Genomic DNA, 19,038 nt, shown 5'->3' with positions numbered 1-19,038 from the left:
GGGAGTAGCGACGGCTCAACGCGTTAGCCCGACGCTGGCATAGGCTTCCCTGATGCGCGGCTCACCCCAGTTGATGGGCTCGCTCGGGGCGTCACCGCGATGATGAAACTCCACCCCCTGCCCCGCAGCGACGATCCGGGTCACGCCGCCACGCGCGACCGAAACGCTCCCATGTTCGACGAAGACGGCAAATGCGGCCCGGCTCGGTCCGCAAAAGAACTTGGTGCCGCGCACGCCGATCATGCCGAAGGCCGTGCGGACCGCCACATCGACCTTGGGCAGGCCCTCGGGCCGATCGAACACCATGCGGCCCGTTCCGAGTTCGAGCGTACCACCCTGACCGGCGATGAAGCTGTCGACGAGCAGCTCGGTTTCGGCGCCGAGCAGCACGCGCGTATCGGTGCCGAGGTTCAAGGTCGCATAGCTCTCGACGTTCGTGCGCACGCGGTCGTTCTCGAAGAGCTGGCTACCGACCGTGAGCGGGTCGTCCTTTTTCGCCTGCTTCCGTCTAACGTCGCCGCGGACCTCCGTTGCCTCGCCAAGTGAAGGGCTTGCCCAGGAGGTGGCGACACCGCCGCCGGCCGCCGTCAGCAGCAGGCCGCCGACGACAACGCGTCGGCTCACCAGCATCTTGCGCATTGGCGCTGCCAGATCTTCCATTGCCCTCTCCCGTTTGAGCGTTGCGACCTTCGAGGATAGCCCCGGCGTTCCCGGATGCAAGCCGGCTCAAGGGCCCGGCTCTCTATGTCCCTCCGTCACTTCGCCAGAGCTTTCGCCACCAGGCTGTTCCCGCCGTAACAGCCCTCCGTGACGGTCGCCGATAAATTGATCCTGAAGACACGGGGAGAGCATCATGGAAAAGCGCAGCACATCCGGAACCCGCATCATCAATGCCCTCTTCCTGGCGATCGTCAGTCTGCTGGCAGTGGCCGCGATCGCCCTCCCGTCGGCACGCGCTGCCGATCTCTCCGCCGCCGAAGTCTGCGACCGCGAAGCGGGCAGCATCTTCGACCTGCAGCGCAACCAGACTTTCCCGGCCGTTTCCGCCGAAGACATCAGGATCGGCGTGGCGCTTTCGGCCTGCCGCGAGGCCTACAACCAGAAGAGCGGCGCCCGCACCGAATTTCAGCTCGCTCGCGTGCTCGACAAGGCCGGGCAGAAGACCCAGTCGCTGCGCATTCTCGGTGAAGCCGCCGAACATGGCCACGCGCTGGCGATGACCAACTATGCCGTTCTCGTCGGTGAACAGGGCGACACGGCAACCGAATTCGCGCTGAACCAGAAGGCCGCTGCTGCCGGCAACGTTCTCGCGGCCTACAATCTCGGCGTCTCCTACCGCGACGGCATGGGCACGCCGGTCAACGGCAAGCTGGCGATCGAATGGTTCGAACGGGCATCGCTCGCCGGCGACGACGTCGCCGCCTTCAACCTCGCGGTGATCCTGGACGAAGGCAAGCTGGTGCCGGAAGACAACGCCAAGGCTGCCAAGCTTTATCGCCTGGCCGCAGACCGCGGCAATGTCGATGCCATGGTCAATCTCGGCCTGATGCTCGAGAACGGTGAAGGCACCGCCAAGGGTATCCCGGCCGCCCGTGCGATCTTCCGCAAGGCCGCCAACGAAGGTGACGCCTTCGCCGAACGCAAGCTCGCGGAACTTACCGGCAACGACGCCCTGCAGACGGCCATGCTCGGCAAGACCAGCCGCATCAAATAATCCAACACGCCTCCCAAGGGCCGCGCGGGCCGGAGATCATAGGGATCTTCGGCCCGCGTTTTCGTTTGGGCAATTCCAGAAACGGTGTGAAGCGACGATTCATTCGGAACTGCATGTTTCAAAGCAGGTCGGGTTAGCGAATTTCGCCCGCCTGCGGTCCCCAGGTATCGGTCAGCGCAAAGCCGTCGGCCAGCGGATCGAAGGGATCGAGCGCCACCTGGTGCAGGCCGAAGGTCCAGCCGCGGCCAGCAATCGTCGGGATGATCGCCTCGCGGCCGGCGACGGTCGTCACGCCTTCGAGGCCCACTTCGAACTCGGAGCCGATGATCGAGCGCGACTTCAGGACGTCGCCGACCTTGACCTTGCCGCGGGCGTGCAGCGTCGCGAGATTGGCCGAGCTGCCGGTGCCGCAAGGCGAGCGGTCGACGCGGCCCGGCCACATGGTCGTGCAGGTGCGGATCGTGCCGTCCGCCTCGACATCGCGGAACATGACGTAGGCGACGCCCTTGATTTCCGGGATCTCCGGATGGACGACGGGGATGGTGCGGTTGACGATATCCTTCAGGATCATGCCCGCTTCGACGATCTCGCGGGCGTTCGCCTTGTCGATCGTGGTGCCGATCTGGCCGACATCGACCAGCGCGTAGAAGATGCCGCCGTAGCAGAGGTCGAGCTTGATCTTGCCCCACTTCGGCGTGTCGACCTCGACGTCGAGCTCATGCACGAAGGACGGGACCATCGTCAGCTTCACCTTCTCGCAACGGCCGTCGCGACAGGTGGCGGTGGCCTTGACGAGGCCGGAGGCCGTGTCGAGCATGACCACCGTTTCGGGCTCTTTCATTTCGATGATGCCGGATTCGAGCAGCGCCGTCGTGACGCAGATCGAGTTCGAGCCGGACATGGCATGCGCCTGGTCGGCCTGGAGGATGATGAAGCCGGCGTCTGCCTCCGGCCGCTTCGGCGGCACCAGCAGGTTGACCGAGCCGATCGAACCGGAGCGCGGCTCCAGGCACAGGAACCGGCGCAGGCTGTCATCGACCGTGTTGATGTGGTTGAGCTGCTCGGCGATCGAGTTTCCCGGGATCTTCGGCACGCCGCCGATCGCGACCTTGCCGATCTCACCCTCGCAATGAACGTCCAGCAACTGGATTGTGCGCTTCCACCGCATGCCGTTTCTCCAATTCGCTTGCCGTCGCCCTAGCGGCGATCATAGCTGATATATCAGATGCGTTTGCATTAGCGCTTTCCTAGGCCCGCCGCAAGAAGAACCGCCGAGCTCCGAGAGAGTCGCCCCAAAGTTGCCGCTTGACGCGTCATACGCCGCGCGACAGCTTGGGCCACCCGCGACGCAACCTTCTGGATCTCCATGACAAAGCTGATCATCTTTACCGACCTACACATGGTGCCCGAAGGCACGACGATCATCGGGCTCGATCCCTACCAGCGCCTGGCCAATGGCATCGAACACGTCAACCGTTACCATGCGGACGCCGACCGGGTGATTTTCACCGGCGACCTCACCCACTACGCCGATCGCGTTTCCTACGAACGGCTGAAGCAGCTTATCGATCAGCTCGCGCCGCCGGTTGCCATAACCATCGGCAACCACGATCGGCGCGAGGTCTTTCTCGATACCTTCCCGGACGCCGTGGCGGACGAGAACGGTTTCATTCAGCAGGCGATCGATTTCCCGGATTGCCGCGTCATCCTGCTCGATACGCTCTTTGCGCCGCCCTATGATTATCCCACCAGCCATGTCGGCGTGCTCTGCGCCAAACGTCTTGCCTGGCTCGACCGGCAGCTTGCCGACGCCGGCGACAGGCCGGCGCTGCTGTTCATGCATCATCCGCCACACAGAACGGGCTTTACCGGCATGGACATGATCCGGCTCGCCAACGAGACGGAGTTCTACGCGCTCGTCAAACGACACGGCAACGTGCGGCATATCTTTGCCGGCCACGTGCACCGCACGATCAGCGGCTCCAGCCGCGGCATTCCTTTCTCGATCTTCAAGAGCCCCGTGCACCAGCAGCCGATGCCCTTCGACACACCCGATACGTCTCTGTCCGTCGACGAACCGGCAGCCTACGGCATCGCCGTCGTGACCGACGATGGCGTGCTGGTGCATACGGAAGACTATGAGATTGCCCGCCGGGACGCGACCATCGCGTGAGGGCCATTTCAGACCGCGGACCTTCATGCTAGTTTGGCGCATGACCCATTCCGCTTCCGACGACATCTTCGATTGCCAGAGCTGCGGCGCCTGCTGCGCCTATTCGGCCGACTGGCCGCGCTTCTCGCTGGAGACGGACGAGGAGCTCGACCTGATACCGGCGGAATATGTGTCGGCCGATCTCGGCGGCATGCGCTGCGAGGACGATCGTTGCTCCGCACTCGGCGGCAAGCTCGGCGAACACGTCGGTTGCAAGATCTATGCGATCAGGCCAATCGTCTGCCGCACCTGCATGCCCGGCGACGACGAGTGCCTGATGGCCCGCGAGAAGCATTTCGGCAAGGCGGCCTGATCTCTGATCATCCGGTGGTATCGCGAACAATCCGCATTGTCTCCGGTCATGTTCGGCCGTAGCGGTGAAACATTCCGCAAAAGACAAAAAATGCCGGATGGATGTACGGCGAAAGGAAGCGTATTTTCCGCCCACGATCGGGGGCGCGCCGCGCCCTCCAAACCGCTTCCCGGAGGATAGCGCTCGATGAGCCAGACACCGCTTCAAAAGACCACGACCGAAACCGGCGCGCCGCAGGCTCCCTTCGCCGATTTCGCCCCGCCGGTGCGGCCGCAGAGCACGCTGCGCCAGGCAATCACTGCCGCCTACCGCCGCCCGGAAACGGAAGCGCTGCCGGCGCTGATCGAAGCCGCAACGCTTGACGCCGCGACCCGCGCGGCAGCGGCCAAGACCGCACGCAAGCTGATCGAGGCACTGCGCGCCAAGCACAAGGGTTCGGGCGTCGAGGGTCTGGTGCAGGAGTATTCGCTGTCGAGCCAGGAAGGCGTGGCGCTGATGTGCCTTGCCGAAGCGCTGCTGCGCATTCCTGATACCGCAACGCGCGACGCGCTGATCCGCGACAAGATCTCCGACGGCGACTGGAAGTCGCATATCGGCGGCGGCCGCTCGCTGTTCGTCAACGCCGCCACCTGGGGTCTCGTCGTCACCGGCAAGCTCACCGCCACCGTGAACGACCGCAGCCTTTCGGCCGCTCTGACCCGTCTCATCGCCCGTTGCGGCGAGCCGGTCATCCGCCGCGGCGTCGACATGGCGATGCGCATGATGGGCGAACAGTTCGTGACCGGCGAGACCATCGACGAGGCGCTGCGCCGTTCGCGCGCGCTCGAACAGAAGGGCTTCCGCTATTCCTACGACATGCTCGGCGAAGCGGCGACGACGGCTGCCGACGCGGAGCGCTACTACCGCGACTACGAGACGGCGATCCATGCCATCGGCAAGGCGTCCGCCGGCCGCGGCATCTATGAAGGTCCCGGCATCTCGATCAAGCTTTCGGCGCTGCACCCGCGCTACGCCCGTTCGCAGGCCTTGCGCGTCATGGAAGAGCTGCTGCCGAAGGTGAAGGCGCTCGCTCTCATCGCCAAGAAATATGACATCGGCCTCAACATCGACGCCGAGGAAGCCGATCGCCTCGAACTCTCGCTCGACCTGCTAGAAGAACTCTGCCTCGACAAGGACCTCGCCGGCTGGGCCGGCATGGGCTTCGTCGTCCAGGCCTACGGTAAGCGCTGCCCCTACGTGCTCGATTTCATCATCGATCTTGCCCGCCGCGCCGAACGCCGCGTCATGGTTCGCCTCGTCAAGGGCGCCTATTGGGACGCCGAGATCAAGCGCGCCCAGCTCGACGGTCTCGAAGATTTCCCGGTCTATACCCGCAAGATCTACACCGACGTCTCCTACATCGCCTGCGCCAAGAAGCTGCTGGCCGCGACCGACGTGATCTTCCCGCAGTTTGCGACGCACAACGCCCAATCGCTTGCGACCATCTACGAAATGGCCGGCAAGGACTTCAAGGTCGGAAAATACGAGTTCCAGTGCCTGCACGGCATGGGCGAGCCGCTCTATGACGAAGTGGTCGGCAAAGGCAATCTCGACCGTCCCTGCCGCATCTACGCCCCGGTCGGCACGCATGAGACGCTGCTTGCCTATCTCGTTCGCCGACTGCTCGAAAACGGTGCGAACTCCTCCTTCGTCAACCGCATCGCCGATCCGAAGGTTTCGGTCGACGAACTGACCGCCGACCCGGTCGAGATCGTCCGCGCCATGCCCATCGTCGGCGCGCCGCATGACCAGATCGCTCTGCCCGACAATCTCTTCGGCGAAACGCGCCGCAACTCGGCCGGTCTCGATCTCTCAAACGAAGCGGGCCTCACCTCGCTGACCGCCGCGCTGCAGGCGAGTGCAACCGTCGACTGGAAGGCCGTTCCGCAGCTGGCAACCGGCACTGCCTCGGGCGAAACGCGGGCCGTCGTCAACCCCGGCGATCACCGCGACGTGGTCGGCTCGGTCACCGAGGCTTCGGAAGCCGATGCCCGTCAGGCCGCGACCCTTGCCGCCAAGGCCGCCGCAAGCTGGGCCGCCGTCTCGCCGGCCGAACGTGCTTCTTGCCTGGTGCGCGCCGCCGATCTGATGCAGGCACGCATGCCGACGCTGCTCGGCCTGATTGCCCGCGAAGCCGGCAAGTCTCTGCCGAACGCCATTGCCGAAGTACGCGAAGCGATCGACTTCCTGCGTTACTACGCCGAACAGACGCGCCGCACGCTCGGCCCGGCCCACAAGGCGCTTGGACCCATCGTCTGCATCAGCCCGTGGAACTTCCCGCTGGCGATCTTCGCCGGCCAGATTGCCGCGGCCCTCGTTGCCGGCAACCCGGTGCTGGCAAAGCCGGCCGAGGAAACGCCGCTGATTGCCGCTGAAGGCGTGCGCATCCTGCACGAGGCCGGCATCCCCGCCGACGCCCTGCAGTTGCTCCCCGGCGACGGCCGTATCGGCGCGGCCCTGGTGGCTGCACCGGAAATCGCCGGCGTCATGTTCACCGGCTCGACCGAAGTCGCGCGCCTGATCCAGGCGCAGCTTGCCGACCGGCTTTCGCCCGCCGGCCGACCGATCCCGCTGATCGCCGAGACCGGCGGCCAGAACGCCATGATCGTCGACAGCTCGGCACTTGCCGAACAGGTCGTCGGCGATGTCATCGCCTCGGCTTTCGACAGCGCCGGCCAGCGCTGCTCGGCGCTGCGTGTTCTCTGCCTGCAGGAAGACGTCGCCGACCGCACGCTTTCGATGCTGAAGGGTGCGCTGCACGAGCTGAAGATCGGCCGCACGGACCGGCTCTCGGTCGATGTCGGCCCGGTCATCACCGCCGAAGCCAAGGGCATCATCGAGAAGCATATCGACGCGATGCGCGGTCTCGGCCGCAAGGTCGAGCAGATCGGCCTTGCCTCCGGAACCGAAGAGGGCACCTTCGTGCCACCGACGATCATCGAGCTCGACAAGCTCTCCGACCTCAAGCGCGAAGTCTTCGGTCCGGTGCTGCACGTCATCCGTTACCGCCGCGACGATCTCGACCAGCTGATCGACGACATCAACGCCACCGGCTACGGCCTGACCTTCGGCCTGCACACGCGCCTCGACGAGACGATCGCGCATGTGACCGCCCGGGTGAAGGCGGGCAATCTCTATGTCAACCGCAACGTCATCGGCGCTGTCGTCGGCGTTCAGCCCTTCGGCGGACGCGGCCTCTCCGGCACCGGCCCGAAGGCCGGCGGCCCGCTCTATCTCGGCCGTCTCGTCGCCACCGCACCGGTTCCGCCACAGCACAGCTCGGTTCACACCGATCCGGCGCTGCTCGACTTTGCCAAGTGGCTCGACGGCAAGGGCGCCAAGACTGAGGCAGAAGCTGCCCGCACCGCCGGCAGCAACTCGGCCCTCGGCCTGCTTTCGGAGCTTCCGGGCCCGGTCGGCGAACGCAACCTCTATGCGCTGCACCCGCGCGGCCGCGTCCTGCTGGTTCCGGCGACGGAAACCGGTCTCTACCACCAGCTGGGTGCTGCGCTTGCGACCGGCAACACCGTGGTCGTCGACGCCGCTTCCGGCCTCCAGGCCTCGTTGAAGGACCTGCCGGCGAGCGTTTCCGCCCGACTTTCCTGGTCGAAGGAATGGGCGGCCGATGGTCCGTTCGCTGGTGCACTCGTCGAAGGCGACGGCGAACGCGTGCGCGAGGTCAGCAAGGCGATTGCCGGCCTGCCGGGCCCGCTCGTTCTCGTCCAGGCGGCTTCGACCGAAGAGATCGGCAGGAACCCCGACGCCTATTGCCTGAACTGGCTGCTCGAGGAGGTCTCGACCTCGATCAACACGGCGGCCGCCGGCGGCAATGCCAGCCTGATGGCGATCGGCTGATCGTCACTCGTCCTCACAGACAAGAATGCCTCTCCCGAACGCGGGAGAGGCGATGAAGGGGCTGGGGCTTCACCCGGTCGTCGTGGCGCTGCCCTCTCCTCTTCATCTCTGTGCTTGTCACAGAGATCCAGCTGCGCCGCGTCGGCGGCGCGAAAGAACCTTTCAAGGCGACACTGCAGACGGCGCCGCAGACGCGCCGTGACTGCATTTCCGTGACAAGCACAGAAATGAGGGCCGGAAAAGTTCGGACCCGCTCCGATACTCAAGCCCTGTGTCGCGCCCCAAACCATGGTGGCGCCCTTGCCCGCAATCCGTTATCAGCGTTTCAGAAACGGAAGCAGCCATGTTCACCCTCACGCGCATCGAAACGGCAACCCAGGACGCCAAGAAGAGCCGGTTTCTGGCCATTGCCGCGCCTATTGCCGATGAACAGGCGGCGAAGGATTTCCTGAGCGCCCATTCCGATCCCACGGCGAACCACAATTGCTGGGCCTGGCGCATCGGCCAGGCCTATCGCTTCAGCGACGACGGCGAGCCGAGCGGCACGGCCGGCAAGCCTATTCTCGCCGCGATTGACGGCCAAGAGCTCGACCGGGTCGCCGTGGTGGTCACCCGCTGGTTCGGCGGTATCCTGCTTGGCAGCGGTGGCCTGGTGCGCGCCTATGGCGGCACGGCGGCGCTTTGCCTGAGGGCGGCGGAAAAGATCGAGATGATCGAAACCGTGCGTGCGACCGTCGCAGTCGACTTTTCCGACATGGCGCTGATCAAGGCGCGGCTCCTCGCCCGCGACGTGACCATTGCCGGCGAGAGCTTCACGGACAAGGGCCCGGTTCTGACCGTGGACCTGCGCAAGGATGAAGCGGAGGCGATCCTTTCCATGGTCGTCGATCTCAGCCGCGGCAAGGCCTTAGTCTCGCTCGACGACTAGCTCCCGGCGCGCCCACGCCCCAAGCGATCAGCTTCCGCCCGAAAACGCGTTCTCAGCCAGCCTGTCGAGAAAAGTGTGCGCGGTTTCCCGCTCTCTATCTCGCTCTAATTTACTCGATCAGACCGGTCATAATAGAAGCGCTCCACACAGCCTATGATCGACGACGCAAAACAGGAGACAGCACCATGAAAACGAGAGTTCTTGGCAAGACCGGCGCAACCATTTCCGAGATCGGCTTCGGCGCCTGGCAGATCGGAGGCTCCTGGGGCGATGTCAGCGAGGCAGACGGCAAGCGTGCACTCAATGCCGCACTTGATGCCGGCGTCACCTTCGTTGATACGGCCGACGTCTATGGCGATGGCCGGTCCGAAAAGATCATCGCGGCAGTGTTGAAGGAGCGCGGCGGCGACAGGCCCTTCGTTGCAACCAAGGCCGGCCGCCGGCTCAACCCGCACGTGACCGAAGGCTATACGGGCGAGAACATCGAGGCCTTCATCGACCGCAGCCTCGCCAATCTCGGCGTCGAGACGCTCGATCTCGTACAGCTGCACTGCCCGCCGACCGAGGTCTACTATCGTCCGGAGCTGTTCGGTGCGCTGGACCGGCTCGTCGCCAAGGGCAAGATCCGGCACTACGGCGTGTCAGTCGAAAAGGTCGAGGAAGCGCTGAAGGCGATCGAATATCCCGGCGTTGCGACCGTGCAGATCATCTACAACATCTTCCGCCAGCGCCCGCACGAGCTGTTCTTCACCGAAGCTCAGAAGAAGAATGTCGGCGTCATCGTACGCGTGCCGCTCGCCTCCGGCCTGCTTTCCGGCAAGATCACCCGGGAAACCGCCTTTGCCGCTGACGATCACCGCAACTTCAACCGGCACGGCGAAGCCTTCGACGTCGGCGAGACCTTTGCCGGTGTGCCGTTCGAAGCGGCGCTGGAAGCCGTCGAGCAACTTCGTCCGCTGGTGCCCGAAGGCGTGCCGATGGCACAGTTCGCGCTACGCTGGATCCTCGAGCAGCAGGCCGTCTCGGTGGTCATCCCCGGCGCCCGCAACGAGGCGCAGGCAAAATCCAACGCAGCCGCCAGCGCGCTTGCAGCCATCGACGAGCAGACCAAGGCGGCCATCACCGCAGTTTACGAGCGGCTGGTGAAGGTTCATGTTCATCATCGCTGGTAACTGACGCCACCGCCGCAGGCGTGGAGAAGGAGACGCGGCAATGCCTGATCCCTTCGAGCTCAAACGTTTCGTCGAAGCCCAGGACCGTGTCTATGCCGCGGTTCTGGACGAACTCGGCCACGGCCGCAAACGGACACATTGGATGTGGTTCGTCTTCCCGCAGATCGCCGGCCTCGGGCACTCGCCGATGGCAGAGCGCTACGCGATCTCCGGGCTCGACGAAGCGCGGGCCTATCTCGCCCATCCACTGTTGGGGTTGCGGCTTCGGCAATGCACCGAACTGGTCAATTCGGTTTCAGGGAAATCGGCACACGACATATTCTCCAGCCCCGACGACGTGAAGTTCCGGTCATCGATGACCTTGTTTGCCGAGGCCGACGAGGGCGGGCACCTGTTCGAACAGGCGCTTGAGCACTATTTCGGGGGAGAGAAGGATCGGCGCACTCTGGACATACTGGCGCACCTTCGGTGACGCTAACGCTCGCGGAACGTCGTTTGGTTCCGTCAGAGATTGGGCGTCGAGTTAACCAGGAAGAACAGGATCGTGAAGGCACATATCGAAAGGCCAGCTACGATCACCAGCAGTTCTTTCATCATATAGCGATACATCCGGCACCTCCTTTCCTTCAGTGGCCGCAATATCTTCCTGAATATAGGAAGTCATTGGGCCAATTCTCAGACACAGGCGTCAAAAGTTCGTGAAGGCGCTTCCGCCTTTTTGTGATCCGGAGTCACTATCCCCCAAAGGCTCCGAGACGGGTTCGGCGCCTCCACGACCTCTAGAAATTACATTATACTAATATATATTCCTTGTCACGTAACCACTTCGGAGCATTGAACAATTACCCCACGCTCCGTGCGGCGAATATGTCGCAGTATCAAAAATCGTCGTGACTGTGGGCAAGGCCCCTACCCCTCGAAGTGGACGGTCATCCGCAAATGACGATGCTCGTCGACGAGCAACGTCTCATGTGCGAAGTCGGTACCGACCTCGTCGTCGGCTCCGCACCGCCCGAGAAGGCAGGCTCCGCCTCGGCCATGACCGAAACCGTGCAGGAATCTCGGCATTTCGCTCGGCATCGCCGTGCTCGGCAGCATCTCGACTGCGATCTATCGCCATTCGATTGATCTCAGCACACCCGATGACCTCGGGGACGCGGCCCGCGAGGCAGTCAGCGACAGTCTGTGGGGCCCGCGGGCGGTGCGGGCGGAACTGCCGGCGGGCCTCATCGAGAATGCCCGGGCGGCCTTTACGACAGGCTTCAACAGCGCGGCCATCCTCAGCGCGATCGCCGTGACCATCCTTGCGGTCCTCGTAGCGGTGGCGCTGCGTCATATCGAGAAACTCGGGCCGCCATCCGAGCGAGCGGGATCGCTCGGCCGTTCGCGCACCGCCGCCAAAGCAATCGGCTCGCAACCAAGCGTGGCCGAACGGCTGCGCGACCGACAGCTGCGCCAACGTCGCACAGCGCCGCGCTTGACTGAAAGGATGGCCCCAAAACGCAAAAATCCCCGCACAAACGACGGGGATCTGGACTAGCCTAAGCTATTGAAGAAGAATGGCGCACCCGAAGAGATTCGAACTCCTGACCCCCAGATTCGTAGTCTGGTGCTCTATCCAGCTGAGCTACGGGTGCTTGCCTGAAGCGGTCGAACCGCTTGCGTGAGCGGTTCTCTAAAGGGTCCTTTCGGGGATTGCAAGCGCCGTTCGGCAAAAAAATTTCATTTTTACGACGATGCCCCGACTTGCTGTGGACAGTCGCTACGACTGCGGTGCAGCAATGCCCTGAAAAGCAGGGTGTTGCGCCGCGGAAGCGGCCCCGGAAAAATTTGTTGGAGGCGCCAGCCTTAGCGGCTACCCGCCTCATGGGGCGGGAATTGCCGTGCGCTAGTGGCGAAACTTCGAGCGGAATGCGTCGAGCGGCACCGGCCGGTCGGGCAGTTCGATGCGGAAGAGCGTGCCGGGCGTCGGCTTTTCGACAAGCGCGATCGTGCCGCCATGGGCAAGCACCAGCTCGCGCGCGATCGCGAGACCAAGTCCGGTGCCACCGGAGCGGGCCGAGCCGCGGAAAGCGGCGAACAGGTTTTCCCGCGCCTTCGGCGGCATGCCGGGGCCGGTATCGTCGACGGAGATGGTGACGACGCTGCCGATGCGCATGGCCGACACCGTGACAAGCCGCGGACGGCCGTCCTCCGGCTCATGGTTGGTCAGGGCCTGGACGGCATTGCGGCAGATATTGTGCACCACCCGGAAGAGCTGCTCGCTGTCCGCATCGACCTCGATGTCGTCCTGCATCTGGATCTGGAAATCGATGCCCGCCTGGGGATCGATCGCCAGCAGTTCGGCGACATCGGAAACAAGCGGCTTCAACGCCACGAAGCGGCGATGCGGCTCGGCCTCGGTGGTGCGGCCATAGGAGAGGACCTCGCGCGTATAGCCGACAGCCCGGTCGATGGTGCGCAGCAGGGTCGGGGCGAAACGCTTGACCACGGGATCATCCACGTCGGCCAAGCGGTCGGAGATCAGTTGTGCCGAAGACAGAATATTGCGCATGTCGTGGTTGATCTTCGACACGGCAAGGCCAAGCTCGGCAAGGCTCTTCTGCTGCTTCAGCGTCTTCTGCAACTCGCGCTGCATGGTGGCGAGATGCTGGCCGGCGACGGCAAGCTCATCTCGCCCCTCCGGCGGCACGAGCACCCGACCCGGATCAGCCGGATCGTCGGAAAATTCCTGCATGCTCGCCGTCATCCGCCGGATCGGCGTGATCAGCATGCGGTTGATGGCAAGGAAGATCAGCGCCGCCGTGATCAGCGAAATGATAAGCGACAGGACAAAGACGTTGCGCGAATAGACGAGCATCGCCTTGCGCAGGCTCGCATCCTTCATCAGGAGCTCGATCGTCGCGTCGCTTTCGCCGAGCGGCCCGTAGACACGGATTACACGATCGCCGCCGAAGAGCAGGGTATCGAAGGCATCGCGGATCGCTGCGAAGGCCGTGGAATTGGCGACGTCGTACTCGCCTTCGATCTCAAGGGGCATGTCGGTGAGCGCGATCATGCGCGACGCATCCTTGCGGCGGATGACGATCGCCTTGGTGCCGGTCGCCATCAGCGTGTCCTTCTGCACGCTGCGCGGCAGCTCGACATTCTGCAGGCCATCGACGACGACGGCAGCGGCGGCAGCCGTGTTCAGCCGATCCTCAAGCCAACGAATGCGCATGGTGGCGACAGACGGCGCGAAGATCAGCACCTCCGCCAGCATGACGAAGACGATGGTCAGCAGGAGCAGCTTGCCGGAAAGGCCCCGGAAGAACCCCGCACTCGTCTTCAGTGGCTCACTTGCCGTTGCCGGACGCGTCTCTTCCGCCATGCCTTACAAACTTCCCTGCCCGTCAACCAAAACGCCCGAGAGCCCGCACACGTGCCCGAGCCAAGCGGTTTCGCGCCAAGGGTCCATAATAGGAGATGGCCGTCTGTTTTCCAATCTCGGAGCGGCCGGGCGGGGTGCGACATAGGCGCGGACATCATTCAGTGTCGCGCCGTTGGCAATTGCAAAGGACCACATCCCGCTTATCTCCCTCCCCTCGCATCGCCGAAGAGAAATCTTCGGCGCGCTGCCGCCTCGGTCTGGCCTACCTGCACAGAATCCGGATCGGTGTAAGTCACCCAGGGAACAGTGCTGCAATCCTCTGGGCCGGTGCGTCGCGGGGGCAATGACGCCAGACCGGCGGCTGGCATTCGAGGCTGCCAAAACAGCGAACCCGCGGCACCATGACGGTACCGCGGGCTCCGATCACCTGCAGCGCCGCGCGTCCTCTCAGACGCGCAAAGGTTGCTGTAGCGCTTTCAAATGCTGCCTGCTTTCGCCCCTATTCACCTACCACTTGCGGAAACAAGCAGTCGCGAGGCAAGTCGCCGATCAGAACTCTTGCCAATCGTCCTTTGCAACAGCCACAGCGGAGCTACCGCCAAAGGCGCGAGCGACGTTGCCCATCATGCGGCGCGCCGGCGATTCGACCGGGCGGGCGGTTTCACGCGCGACGACCACGGGCCTTGCCACGGTATTGTCCACCTTGAAGTAGGCGATCAGGTTGGCGAGGTTGTTGGCCTCGGCGGAGAGCTTGTGGGTGGCGGCATTCGCCTCCTCCACCATCGCCGCGTTCTGCTGGGTCACTTGGTCCATCTGGTTGACCGCGGTGCTGACTTCACTGAGGCCCGTCGACTGCTCGCGCGCCGCCGTTGCGATCGAGTGGATATGATCGTTGATCTTCAGGACGCGGTCTTCGATCTCACCAAGAGCCGAACCGGTTTCCTGAACCAGCCGGACGCCGGTCGCCACTTCGCTGCCGGACTTCGAGATCAACGACTTGATGTCCTTGGCGGCACTTGCCGCACGCTGGGCAAGCTCGCGGACTTCCTGTGCGACGACCGCAAAGCCCTTGCCCGCATCACCGGCACGTGCCGCCTCGACGCCGGCGTTCAGCGCCAGAAGGTTGGTCTGGAAGGCGATTTCGTCGATCACGTTGGTGATCTGGCCGATCTCGCTCGACGCCTGCTCGATGCGGCCCATCGCGTCGACGGCGTTGCGCACGACAGCGGCCGACTGCGCGGCGCTGTGCTTGGCCTCGTTGACCATGACGGTCGCTTCCTGCGCCCGCTCGGTCGAGCTCTTCACCGCAACGGTGATCTCGTCCAGGGCGGCCGAGGTTTCCTCGAGGGCCGCGGCTTGCTGCTCGGTGCGCTTCGAGAGGTCGTCGGCTGCGGCACGCAGTTCGGACGAGTTGCCGTTGATCGTGTCGGTCGTCACGCGGACTTCACGCAGCGTCTTCTGCAGCGTCGACAGCGTTTCATTGACGTTCTTCTGCAGTTCGGCGAAGGCGCCCTGGAAATGGCCGTTCATGCTCTGGGTCAGGTCGCCGCCCGCCAGGCTCGCGACGACCCGGCGGGTCTCGGCGATGCCCGCATCGACGCTGCCGACCAGTTCGTTGACACTTGTGGCGAACCGGTTGAGGTCGTCGTTCTCGTAGTCCTTGCCGATGCGCTTGGTGAAATCGCCGGCGGCAGCGGCCGCCACGACGACGCCGATGCTCGACTGGAGGTCGGCGCTCTTTTCACGCAGCACCGCTTCCTGTGCATTGAGGTCGCGAACGGCAAGGCCGTTCTGCTTGAAGACCTGAACGGCTTCAGCCATTTCGCCGATTTCGTCCTTGCGGCCAGCGAAGGGCACGTCGACGGTCAGATCGCCGCCAGCCAGTTGCTTCATCTTGCCGGTCAGCTCGAGGATCGGGCGGCTCAAATGGTTCGTTGCGATATAGAAGGCCGCGCCGAGGCCGGCGAGCATGCCGAGGCCGGCGATGGCGAAAATGGTGATGATTACACCGCGCTCGAAGGTGGCAACGTCAGCCGTAACGACTTCAAGCGTCTTCAGGTTTATGTCGACAACGCCGTCGATCTGCTGCTGGAAAGCCTTGCGGTTCGCGCGATTGGCATCGGTGTTGCCCTGCTCGTTGGCGGCCTGCGGCGAGACCTCCTCGCCAAGCCGCGCCGTCTCGACGCGGAAAGTCTTGAACTCCGCGGCGCGGGCGACCAACGTATCGAAGGACGCTTTCGTTTCAGCCGGGATCAGCGGGCGCCACTCGGTGAGCAGCGCGTCGATCTTGTCGAGGTTCTTGCGGATGCCTTCGGCGAAGGGCTTGGCCTTCTCGATGGTCGGGGCGGCGTAAATACCGCGCGATTCCATGACGACCGCGGTCACCAGACGGTTCAGGCGTTCCGCGTTGAAGGCGCGCGTCGCGACATTCTCGTACTGGTGGAATTTCTCGTTGTATCTGCTGACAGCGACCAGCGACATCCCGGTCACCGCAACCGCCAGCAGGCTCATGATCCCGACGATCAGATAGATTTTACCGCGTATTTTCATCCCGACCTCCACAAGGTCGCGAGACCTGTCCGCTTATCGGACACGCCGCCACCCCATTGCACCGAGGCGACCCTAAAATAGCCGTAGTTAATAAAACTCGTCGCAGCCGGCAGGCATTCTGGGGAGCGCCGGTTAGAGTTCTGTTTACCAATCTCGGCTAGATGCCCGCCTTTCGCGCGCCTGTGACACGCCTCAATCCAGTGTGCCGGTTACTTTTACGATCCCGCGGCCACTGAATCGCCGGCCGCAATTGACTTTCCGGGAAATTTCCCCTTATAAGCCGCGCACGTCCGGTCAAGCCCTCCTGCCCGCAAGGCGGAGCCGCGTCCGGTAACGTAAACGCTCCTTGCTACACGCAAACCCAAGAAGGGCCGCACACCGCGGTATTAAATAAATGAAGCGTACCTACCAACCGTCCAAGCTTGTCCGCAAGCGTCGTCACGGCTTCCGTTCGCGTATGGCTACCAAGGGTGGCCAGAAGGTCCTCGCAGCCCGCCGGGCTCGTGGCCGCAAGCGTCTTTCGGCTTAAGCCGAAACTGCCCGAAACCAGTGTCCGGGCACATGACGTCAGATAAAGACAAAACGACTGTCGGGCGGCTGAAAAGCCGTCCGCAGTTTTTGGCCGTTCGGGCAGGAGAAAGCCGTAGAGGCCCCTTGTTTCTCCTCGAAGTGCTCGACCGCAACGATCCGGAGGGCGAAGCCCGCGTCGGCTTCACCGTTACCAAGAAACACGGCAATGCCGTCGAGCGAAACCGGATGCGCCGACGCCTGAAAGAGGCGGTGCGGCTTTCCGCCGGGTTTGCAATGAAACCCGGACACGACTATGTGATTGTCGCCCGACGCGATCTCCTGAACGCCCCCTTCGACGCCTTGACCCGGGGGCTTGGCGAGCGCATCGAAAACAAGCCGAAACAGAAGCGGCCGCCGGCCGGTTCCAGGAAACCATGATGGAAAAAAACCGCAACTATTTCGTGGCGATTGGCCTGTCCGTGCTGATCCTCATTGCCTGGCAGTTCCTTTACGTCAATCCGAAGATGGAAAAGGAACGCATCGCTGCGGAAGCCCTGCAGGCGCAACAGGCGCAGTCGCAGTCGCAGCCAGCGACCCCGACGCAGCAGCCTTCGGGCCAAGCTCTGCCGGGCAGCGGTGCAATTCCGGGCGCCGGCGAGAACCGCGACCAGGCAATTGCCAAAACGGCCCGCGTTGCGATCGACACGCCAGCCCTTTCCGGCTCCATCAACCTGACCGGCGCGCGCTTCGACGACCTCAAGCTCAAGGAATACCGCGAGACGGTCGATCCGAAGAGCCCCGTCATCACCCTCTTCAGTCCGGCAGAGACCACCGACGGCTACTTCGCCGAACTCGGCTATGTCGGCAGCGATGCGACCGGCGGCGTGCCCGGCCCGCAGACCGTGTGGACGCTTGCAGGCGGCGACAAGCTGACTGCGGCGACCCCGGTAACGCTGAGCTTCACCAACGAAAAGGGCGTCACCTTTACCCGCACGGTCTCGGTCGACGACCACTACATGTTCCAGGTGGTCGACAGCATCAAGAACGGCACGGCCGAGCCGCTGGCGCTTTCGTCCTATGGCCGCGTGACCCGCTTCAACAAGCCGACGACGCCGAGCGTCTACGTGCTGCATGAAGGCTTCATCGGCGTCCTCGGCGAACACGGCCTGCAGGAACTGAAATACGGCAAGATCGAAGACGAAAAGTCCGTCGAACCCGGCAAGGCGACCGGCGGCTGGCTCGGCATCACCGACAAGTACTGGGCAGCAGCGATCGTCCCGCCGCAGGCGACCCCTTACGACACCCGCTTCACGCACTTCACCGATGGCCGCGCCCGCTACCAGAGCGACTACAAGAGCGACGCCGTGACCGTGGCCCCCGGCCAGACGTCCGAGGTCAAGAACCTCGTCTTCGCCGGCGCCAAGGAAGTTCCTGTCGTCGACAATTACGAAGTGGCCTACTCGATCCCCAACTTCGACAAGCTGATCGACTGGGGCTGGTTCTACTTCATCACCAAGCCGATGTTCAAAATGATGGATTTCTTCTTCCGTCTGTTCGGCAACTTCGGCATCGCGATCCTGATCACCACGATCGTGGTCAAGGGCCTCTTCTTCCCGCTCGCCAACAAGCAGTACGCATCGATGGCGAACATGAAGAAGGTTCAGCCGAAGATGGAGGAACTGAAGAAGAAGTTCGGCGACGACCGCATGGGCCTGCAGCAGGCGATGATGCAGCTCTACAAGGACGAGAAGATCAATCCGCTGGCGGGCTGCTGGCCGATCCTCATCCAGATCCCGGTGTTCTTCGCACTCTACAAGGTGATCTACATCACCATCGAGATGCGCCATGCGCCGTTCTTCGGCTGGATCCACGACCTCTCGGCGCCCGATCCGACGACGATCGTCAACCTCTTCGGCCTGCTGCCGTTCGACGGTCCGACCTTCCTGCATCTCGGCGTCTGGCCGATCATCATGGGCGTTACCATGTTCGTGCAGATGCGCATGAACCCGACGCCGCCGGATCCGACCCAGGCAATGCTGTTCACCTGGATGCCCGTGGTCTTCACCTTCATGCTGGCATCCTTCCCGGCCGGTCTCGTGATCTACTGGGCCTGGAACAACACCCTTTCGGTGCTCCAGCAGTCGATCATCATGAAGCGCCAGGGCGTGAAGATCGAGCTCTTCGACAACCTGAAGGGCCTGTTTTCGAAGAAACCCAAACCGGCGGAATGACGCCGGCCGGCACGACAATCCCAAAGCCCCGGACCACGGTCCGGGGCTTTTTCGTTTCTGCGCCCTCGCGCGACACGCAATGGCGTTGACGCGGGCGCGCGGCGCGGGCATCAGGCGATATCGAAATCTCTGCGCCTCGCTCCA

General features: G+C 63.5%; 16 protein-coding genes, 1 tRNA gene and 1 pseudogene. 13 read left to right on the top strand and 5 right to left on the bottom strand.

Annotated features, from left to right (window positions below; genetic code table 11):
- Positions 1-15: 15 nt before the first annotated feature.
- A complete protein-coding gene (locus ASE60_RS02075; protein ID WP_057248254.1) occupies positions 16-639 on the bottom strand; it encodes a FecR family protein in 624 nt (207 codons plus the stop codon).
- A 214-nt stretch (positions 640-853) separates the two neighbouring features.
- On the opposite strand from ASE60_RS02075, the pseudogene ASE60_RS36145 reads away from it, so the two are divergent.
- Positions 854-1,399: pseudogene (locus ASE60_RS36145) on the top strand (SEL1-like repeat protein); the annotation flags it as partial.
- Positions 1,376-1,714 carry a tetratricopeptide repeat protein gene (locus tag ASE60_RS36140; protein WP_309140260.1) on the top strand — a complete coding sequence of 113 codons (339 nt, stop codon included), beginning with the start codon at positions 1,376-1,378 and terminating at the stop codon, positions 1,712-1,714. The pseudogene ASE60_RS36145 and the gene ASE60_RS36140, both read left to right, overlap by 24 nt.
- Positions 1,715-1,847: 133 nt before the next feature.
- Here ASE60_RS36140 and ASE60_RS02065 read toward each other — a convergent pair whose 3' ends face one another.
- Positions 1,848-2,882: a proline racemase family protein gene (locus tag ASE60_RS02065; RefSeq protein ID WP_034797259.1), complete on the bottom strand. Its 1,035-nt coding sequence runs from the start codon at positions 2,880-2,882 to the stop codon at positions 1,848-1,850.
- Positions 2,883-3,080: 198 nt separating this feature from the next.
- On the opposite strand from ASE60_RS02065, the gene ASE60_RS02060 reads away from it, so the two are divergent.
- The 8 genes from ASE60_RS02060 (at position 3,081) to ASE60_RS02030 (ending at position 11,773) form a co-directional block, all read left to right on the top strand.
- Complete coding sequence (locus tag ASE60_RS02060; protein ID WP_057248065.1) at positions 3,081-3,887, top strand: phosphodiesterase; 807 nt, start codon at positions 3,081-3,083, stop codon at positions 3,885-3,887.
- 40 nt (positions 3,888-3,927) lie between these two features.
- Positions 3,928-4,239, top strand: a complete 312-nt coding sequence (locus ASE60_RS02055; protein ID WP_057248253.1) for a YkgJ family cysteine cluster protein — start codon at positions 3,928-3,930, stop codon at positions 4,237-4,239.
- 186 nt (positions 4,240-4,425) lie between these two features.
- Positions 4,426-8,133 (top strand): trifunctional transcriptional regulator/proline dehydrogenase/L-glutamate gamma-semialdehyde dehydrogenase, encoded by a 3,708-nt coding sequence (putA, locus tag ASE60_RS02050; protein ID WP_057248064.1) that lies wholly within the window; start codon positions 4,426-4,428, stop codon positions 8,131-8,133.
- Between the two features lie 343 nt (positions 8,134-8,476).
- Positions 8,477-9,061 carry a YigZ family protein gene (locus ASE60_RS02045; RefSeq protein ID WP_057248063.1) on the top strand — a complete coding sequence of 195 codons (585 nt, stop codon included), beginning with the start codon at positions 8,477-8,479 and terminating at the stop codon, positions 9,059-9,061.
- Positions 9,062-9,246: 185 nt separating this feature from the next.
- The gene (locus ASE60_RS02040) at positions 9,247-10,233 is read left to right on the top strand and encodes an aldo/keto reductase (RefSeq protein WP_057248062.1); all 987 of its coding nucleotides are present in this window, start codon (positions 9,247-9,249) and stop codon (positions 10,231-10,233) included.
- A 40-nt stretch (positions 10,234-10,273) separates the two neighbouring features.
- The gene (locus ASE60_RS02035; RefSeq protein ID WP_057248061.1) at positions 10,274-10,705 is read left to right on the top strand and encodes a DUF1810 domain-containing protein; all 432 of its coding nucleotides are present in this window, start codon (positions 10,274-10,276) and stop codon (positions 10,703-10,705) included.
- Between the two features lie 467 nt (positions 10,706-11,172).
- The gene (locus ASE60_RS34995) at positions 11,173-11,361 is read left to right on the top strand and encodes a hypothetical protein (protein ID WP_158539360.1); all 189 of its coding nucleotides are present in this window, start codon (positions 11,173-11,175) and stop codon (positions 11,359-11,361) included.
- Positions 11,318-11,773 (top strand): hypothetical protein, encoded by a 456-nt coding sequence (locus tag ASE60_RS02030; RefSeq protein WP_057248060.1) that lies wholly within the window; start codon positions 11,318-11,320, stop codon positions 11,771-11,773. Before ASE60_RS34995 ends, ASE60_RS02030 begins: the two co-directional genes overlap by 44 nt.
- Positions 11,774-11,793: 20 nt before the next feature.
- Here ASE60_RS02030 and ASE60_RS02025 read toward each other — a convergent pair.
- The 3 genes from ASE60_RS02025 to ASE60_RS02015 form a co-directional block, all read right to left on the bottom strand.
- Positions 11,794-11,870: transfer RNA gene (locus ASE60_RS02025), tRNA-Arg, on the bottom strand.
- Positions 11,871-12,121: 251 nt separating this feature from the next.
- Complete coding sequence (locus tag ASE60_RS02020) at positions 12,122-13,603, bottom strand: HAMP domain-containing sensor histidine kinase (RefSeq protein WP_057248059.1); 1,482 nt, start codon at positions 13,601-13,603, stop codon at positions 12,122-12,124.
- A gap of 549 nt (positions 13,604-14,152) precedes the next feature.
- Positions 14,153-16,153 (bottom strand): methyl-accepting chemotaxis protein, encoded by a 2,001-nt coding sequence (locus ASE60_RS02015; RefSeq protein ID WP_057248058.1) that lies wholly within the window; start codon positions 16,151-16,153, stop codon positions 14,153-14,155.
- A 394-nt stretch (positions 16,154-16,547) separates the two neighbouring features.
- Between ASE60_RS02015 and rpmH the strand changes: the two genes are divergently transcribed.
- From rpmH to yidC, 3 genes are read left to right on the top strand one after another with little or no spacing between them, the layout of a single operon-like run.
- Positions 16,548-16,682 (top strand): 50S ribosomal protein L34, encoded by a 135-nt coding sequence (rpmH, locus tag ASE60_RS33335; RefSeq protein WP_077962533.1) that lies wholly within the window; start codon positions 16,548-16,550, stop codon positions 16,680-16,682.
- A gap of 20 nt (positions 16,683-16,702) precedes the next feature.
- Positions 16,703-17,101, top strand: coding sequence for a ribonuclease P protein component (gene rnpA / locus ASE60_RS02010; protein WP_057248057.1), 399 nt, complete (start codon positions 16,703-16,705; stop codon positions 17,099-17,101).
- Complete coding sequence (yidC, locus tag ASE60_RS02005) at positions 17,101-18,894, top strand: membrane protein insertase YidC (protein WP_057248056.1); 1,794 nt, start codon at positions 17,101-17,103, stop codon at positions 18,892-18,894. The genes rnpA and yidC overlap by 1 nt, the downstream gene beginning before the upstream one ends.
- Positions 18,895-19,038 lie beyond the last annotated feature (144 nt).

Source organism: Ensifer sp. Root278, from assembly GCF_001429285.1.
Taxonomy (GTDB): Bacteria; Pseudomonadota; Alphaproteobacteria; order Rhizobiales; family Rhizobiaceae; genus Ensifer.
This window is presented reverse-complemented; position numbering and strand designations above follow the sequence as displayed.